The sequence below is a fragment of the Sphaerospermopsis reniformis genome, assembly GCF_005402885.1.
Taxonomy (GTDB): domain Bacteria; phylum Cyanobacteriota; class Cyanobacteriia; order Cyanobacteriales; family Nostocaceae; genus Sphaerospermopsis; species Sphaerospermopsis kisseleviana.
In genome coordinates this window covers 1-5599 of the sequence record NZ_BJCE01000297.1, presented here as the reverse complement: position 1 = coordinate 5599, position 5599 = coordinate 1, and the positions used below count along the sequence as shown (strand labels likewise).

Here is a 5599-nt window from a genome sequence, read left to right as displayed (position 1 = left end):
GAAATCCCAAAAAATGCACACTTTTTCCGGTATACCCTTCAAAACCCTTGCACTAATTTCTGTGTTTATCAGCCTCTAACCTTTGATATATCAAGGTTTTAGGTTTATTCAGCAAACCCTAATTAAACCAATTATGTCACCTGTCACCTGATATTTGGCGATTATATCTAAAAATAGATAAGTAATTTTCTGATATTTATTTATGAATGTTTCTCTAGAAGTTCTGATCAACTCTGCAAAAGCTGGAAAACTAATTAGTTTTCCTACGGATACCGTACCTGCACTAGCTTCTCTACCCGCACAAGCAGAATTAATTTATACTGCTAAACAACGGAGTTTGGATAAACCTTTGATTTTAATGGCTGCTAAAGCCGAAGATTTATGGGATTATGTAAAAGGAAATAAGACTGAATATCAAATTTGGCAGGAGGTAGTTAGTCAATATTGGCCTGGTGCATTGACTTTAGTGTTACCTGCTAGTGAGAAAATTCCTCAAGTGATGAATCCTACTGATCCAACTACTATAGGTATTAGAGTACCCAATCATCCAATTGCCCAAAATATCTTAGCACAAACTGGACCAATGGCTACCACTAGTGTTAATTTATCAGGACAACCAGCTTTAGAAAATCGAGCAGAAATAGAAGTTAATTTTCCTGATGTTCTCACCTTAGAAGCGATTGAATATAAAGGTTTGGGAATACCTTCTACTGTTGCTAAATGGACAGGGAATGATTGGCAAATTTTGCGCCAAGGAGTAATTAAAATTGATAATTGATAATTGATAATTGATAATGGTACTCAAGAGTAAAATTTTCTATGACTAGCTTAAATGAATGGTTATATCTAGGATCAGGAATAGGTTTAGGAATAGGTTTAGGAATAGGTTTTTGTAAGTTATTCCTAAAGTCATCTAAATCTTCATCCATTCCTGTGGAAATTGCCCCACAACAGCAAGAAACCGAAGTTTTACAAAAAACTTTAGACAAATTAAACCAAACCCAATTAGCCTACCAACTGGCTAGGGAAATGAGCCAGTTTCAAGGTGGTTTTTTGGCAAGGACTACCCATGAATTGCGATCGCCCCTGAATGGTTTAATAGGATTACATCAGTTAATTTTAAATGATTTGTGCGAAAATCCAGAGGAAGAAAGGGAATTTGTCGGACAAGCTTATGAGCGATCGCTGAAATTGCTAAAAATGATTGATGAAATTCTCAGTGTTGCTAGAACAGAACACGGAACAAATAAATTACATATTCAGCCTTTACAGTTAACTAAGGTTTTAGAAGAAGTTTATAAATTAACTTATATGTTGGCAGGAAATCGCAATTATCCTTTTACTATATCATTTCCTAAACCAGAAATTTATGTTTTAGCAGATAACCGCTGGCTACGTCAAATCTTGGTGAATTTAATAGATACTACTATTTTACAAATGGAAGAAGGTAGTATTCATCTTTCCAGTAGTATTGCACCTGCAAATACAGCTACAAATAATATTATTAATAATGTTGTGCATATTTATCTAGATGTCCCTTCTCATGCTGTCATCTCCAGTGAGGAAATAAATTTGATTGCCTCTGAAAATAACACAAATCAAGAAAATATAAAAGACAGTATAGAAATCTCATCAGGGATGAAACTATTACTTAATCAAAAATTACTAGAAACGATGGGAGGAAAACTAGAAATTATTGCTTCTCCCATCACCACAGCAGTAACACAAGATTGCAGCAGACTACAAATTGCTATCCCCCTAGTGACTCCTGAAGCTGAACTTCTCCTGTCGGAATAGAACCTAGATCCGATTGGTTGTATAGTACCATTGTCGTGGTAGTATTAGTTTGAAAACCAATCTTTTCATAGAATTTTTGTTGATGAGTTGTCATTAAATAAACTCTCTCCACTTGCATGACAGGGTGAGCTAAAACTGTTTCTACTAATTTAATTCCCAGTCCCTTACCTTGATAATCTGGATGAATGACAACATCCCAAATTGTAGCGCGATAGATGCCATCAGAATTAGCTCTTGCAAAACCAATGAGTTGTTCTCCATCCCAAACAGAAATCACCTGTTCACTATTAGTAATAGCTTTGTTTAAATCCTCTATACTGCGTCCTTTCGCCCAAAAAGCGGCTATATTAAACAAATTCTGAAGTTGGTAAAGGTCAATTTCCGCACGGCGATCGCTAAAATGAATTTGAGGATTTTTCATGTATAGACACCCAACTGGTAGTATCTTCGTTTCTGTTATGGCATATTTTCTGAAAAAATACTTTAAATGTACATATTTATGCAACTAAGAAAAAGTTAATTACTTGTTATAGTAGGAGTCAGGAGTCAGGAGTCAGGAGTCAGGAGTCAGGAGTCAGGAGTCAGGAGTCAGGAGTCAGGAGTCAGGAGTCAGGAGTCAGGAGTCAGGAGTAAAACCCTGTTGGGGTGAGAGTTTCATGATTCATTGATGTCCTAACTACTCTGTCTACTGCTATAATATTTTCTGTTTGTTGAATTATAATTGTCTGAATCAGGATGTCCAGGATTAGAGGATGTACAGGATGTTTTTCAATGATTGTTTGTTGGCAAGTTGGGGATTTTTGCAGGATGTTATTTAATGATTGTTTTTGCATGATTATCAACAATCTGAAAATTACTCTACTCAAAATCCTGATTCAGACAAATACAACTTTAAACACCAACAGAAAATCTCTCAATCACATCCTGTACATCCTAAAATCCTGGACATCCTGATTCAGACAAATACAACTTTAAACACCAACAGAAAATCTCTCAATCACATCCTGTACATCCTAAAATCCTGGACATCCTGATTCTGACAAATACAACTTTAAACACCAACAGAAAATTTCTCAATCACATCCTGTACATCCTAAAATCCTGGACATCCTGATTCAGACAAATACAACTTTAAACTAAATTAAATGCCTCTAAAATCTTAAAAAAACTTGATCGCCGTCAGGCGATAGAAGAAGGGAAAAAAGAAAAAGTGTAGAGGGTAAAAGGGTAAGAGAGTAAAGAACTAAAGAGTCCTTGCGCCGGAAACTACCAACCGAAACCCGATGTTGCCGTGCCTGTCGTCTGGGTTGCCGTAGCTACGGCACGAAGAACGGCAAGTCCTGGGGGAGTCGCCCCAAGAACCACCGCGCAGCATCTTGAAAGCGCTTTCGCCAATCCAGGCACTACCATCTGTAGGCGCGTCTATATAATTATTGTGCCAGTCATCTTCACATAACTCCCAGACATTCCCATGCATATCGTATAAACCAAAAGAATTAGGTGGAAAAGAACCTACATCAGTGGTTTGTTGACGATATTTGCCTTTTGGTGCAGCACCGTAGGAATAGTCACCATTATAATTTACCAAATCAGTGGTAATAGTGTTCCCAAAATAAAATGGTGTAGTTGTTCCGGCTCTACAAGCATACTCCCATTCTGCTTCACTGGGTAGACTATATTTTTTACCTGTAGCTTTGCTTATTCTAGCACAAAATTCCTGTGCGTCAAGCCATGAAACTCTTTCCACTGGTTTATTTTTACCTTGAAAGCGGGAAGGTTGAGGATTGAGATCCTGTTTAATTTTTGGTAACGCTGCTACCCGTTCCCATTGTGCCTGAGTTACAGTAAACTTGCCCATATAAAATGGTTGAATATTCACCCGATGTTGAGGACTTTCTGAATCACGTCTCTCAGGTTCATTTTCCGGTGAACCCATTAAAAAACTTCCCCCCGGAATAGCGATCATTTCTAATAATACACCATTACCTAAATTTTCCTGAAATGATGTGTGAGAATTAGTAAGTTGAGGTTTAATGATCGTTGGTTGAGGTGAGTTAGTTGGAAGAGAAATCAACTGTTGAAAAATTTGTTTAAATGGATTATTAGAAGTTGGTTGTGTTTGCGGAGGTTGGGGGTTAGGAACAACAACAATTTTTTGCGGAATGGGATTATTTAATGCTGCTAAAACCTCTGTTGCTGAATGATAACGTTTTTTAGGAATATCTTGCAACATAGTTTCTAAAATATCAGTTAATTCCTGACTTAAAGAAACATACTTTTGCCATTGCCATTCCATATTTATCGGATCAAACAAAGAATCAGAACCATCATTTTTTTGAAAAAGTCCCGTTAATAATCTGACACAAGTTACAGCTAAACTATAAAGATCACTACTTGGGTAAACCATCCCCCTAAATTGTTCTGGTGGTGCATATCCAGGAGTTCCGGTAATAGTTCCCACTCTAGTTAAAATACTACCACTTGTTTCTTTAGAAACGCCAAAATCAATCAGGAATAATTTACCGGTTTTGCTTCTAATAATGTTTTCTGGTTTGATATCTCGATGAATTACCTTATTGTCATGGATAAATTGCAAAACAGGCAATAACTCTGTTAAGATAATTCTGATTTGTGGTTCGTTTAATTTACCTTGAGTGTCTAACTCTTGCAGTAAATTTTGCCCATCAATAAATTCCTGAATTAAATACAGTCTACCATCTTGGGGAAAGAAAGCGAGTAAATCAGGAATTTGCGGATGTTTACCTAATTCTTGCAGTCGTTGAGCTTCTTGTTGAAATAATTCCGTCGCTTTTTGTAAAGATGAACTTCCTGCTTGTTGGGGTAAAAATTGTTTGATGACGCAGGGTGTATTTAATCTTTTGATATCTACAGCTTGAAAAGTTCTACCAAAACCACCTTCACCGAGAAATTTTAAAGGGAGATAACGATCATCTAAAATGATTTTACTACCGCAATTTTGACAAAAATTAGTACCTTGGGGATTTTGGTAAAGACAGTCAGGATTGATACATTGACTCATGGTAGTTGCTGGGTATATCTAGCCATGATTATACTATACCACCGTCAGCATTAGGATATCCAGGATTTAAGGATTTTCAGGATGGTAGTGTTTAATGGTTGGTGGTGATTTGCTGATTTGAGTATTTGTTTGAATCAGGATATCCAGGATTTAAGGATTTTCAGGATGGGATGAATATTTATGATGTTGATAGATAAAGTCTATATATATGGGCGCACTCTTTTCCACCCATAACATAAGAATAAAAAAATCTGGGTATTTTGTCAAGTGTTGATTTGATGATTTTTCTGCATCAGGATGTAATTGGTTGATGAATATTTGTGATATATTTATATTATTGATTATTGAGATCATGGAAATTATTTAATCTTGAAAGATCGTTAAATTGATAATCCATAAATTGATAATCCATTAAATCCTGTAAATCCTTAAATCCTGGACATCCTGATTCAGACAAAAAAATCAAACATCAAAATCAAGATATTCAATTACTCATGATTGTCTCTCCAATTTTCCCACATATAAGTTAGCTCACCTACTGTTATGATAGTAGTAGCTATATTTGTTTCTCCCACTTCCTAAAAAGGATGTACAGGATGTTGATGAATTAAAAATTAAAACTCTATTTAATTATCAATTATCAATTATCAATTATCAATTATCAATTATCAATTATCAATTATCAATTATCAATTATCAATTATCAATTATCAATTATCAATTATCAATTATCAATTATCAATTATCAATTATCAATTATCA

The 5599-nt window shown here is 35.5% G+C and carries 5 protein-coding genes; 3 read left to right on the top strand and 2 right to left on the bottom strand.

The window, feature by feature from the left end:
* The first annotated feature begins 202 nt into the window (after positions 1-202).
* Complete coding sequence (locus FFR48_RS24720) at positions 203-778, top strand: L-threonylcarbamoyladenylate synthase (RefSeq protein WP_137669197.1); 576 nt, start codon at positions 203-205, stop codon at positions 776-778.
* Positions 779-819: 41 nt separating this feature from the next.
* A complete protein-coding gene (locus tag FFR48_RS24715) occupies positions 820-1797 on the top strand; it encodes a sensor histidine kinase (RefSeq protein ID WP_137669196.1) in 978 nt (325 codons plus the stop codon).
* Here the strand turns inward: FFR48_RS24715 and FFR48_RS24710 are convergent.
* Positions 1751-2218, bottom strand: coding sequence for a GNAT family N-acetyltransferase (locus FFR48_RS24710; RefSeq protein ID WP_137669195.1), 468 nt, complete (start codon positions 2216-2218; stop codon positions 1751-1753). The genes FFR48_RS24715 and FFR48_RS24710 overlap by 47 nt on opposite strands.
* A gap of 822 nt (positions 2219-3040) precedes the next feature.
* Positions 3041-4837 (bottom strand): bifunctional serine/threonine-protein kinase/formylglycine-generating enzyme family protein, encoded by a 1797-nt coding sequence (locus tag FFR48_RS24705; protein WP_137669194.1) that lies wholly within the window; start codon positions 4835-4837, stop codon positions 3041-3043.
* Positions 4838-5399: 562 nt separating this feature from the next.
* Here FFR48_RS24705 and FFR48_RS29695 point away from each other — a divergent pair.
* A partial coding sequence (locus FFR48_RS29695; protein WP_236104174.1) for a hypothetical protein occupies positions 5400-5599 on the top strand: 200 nt, incomplete at its 3' end.

Excerpts from the sequence above, each read along its gene's own strand:
- FFR48_RS24705 (WP_137669194.1), bottom strand. The coding sequence starts at position 4,837 with ATGAGTCAATGTATCAATCCTGACTGTCTTTACCAAAATCCCCAAGGT.
- FFR48_RS24720 (WP_137669197.1), top strand. The coding sequence starts at position 203 with ATGAATGTTTCTCTAGAAGTTCTGATCAACTCTGCAAAAGCTGGAAAA.
- FFR48_RS24710 (WP_137669195.1), bottom strand. The coding sequence starts at position 2,218 with ATGAAAAATCCTCAAATTCATTTTAGCGATCGCCGTGCGGAAATTGAC.
- FFR48_RS24715 (WP_137669196.1), top strand. The coding sequence starts at position 820 with ATGACTAGCTTAAATGAATGGTTATATCTAGGATCAGGAATAGGTTTA.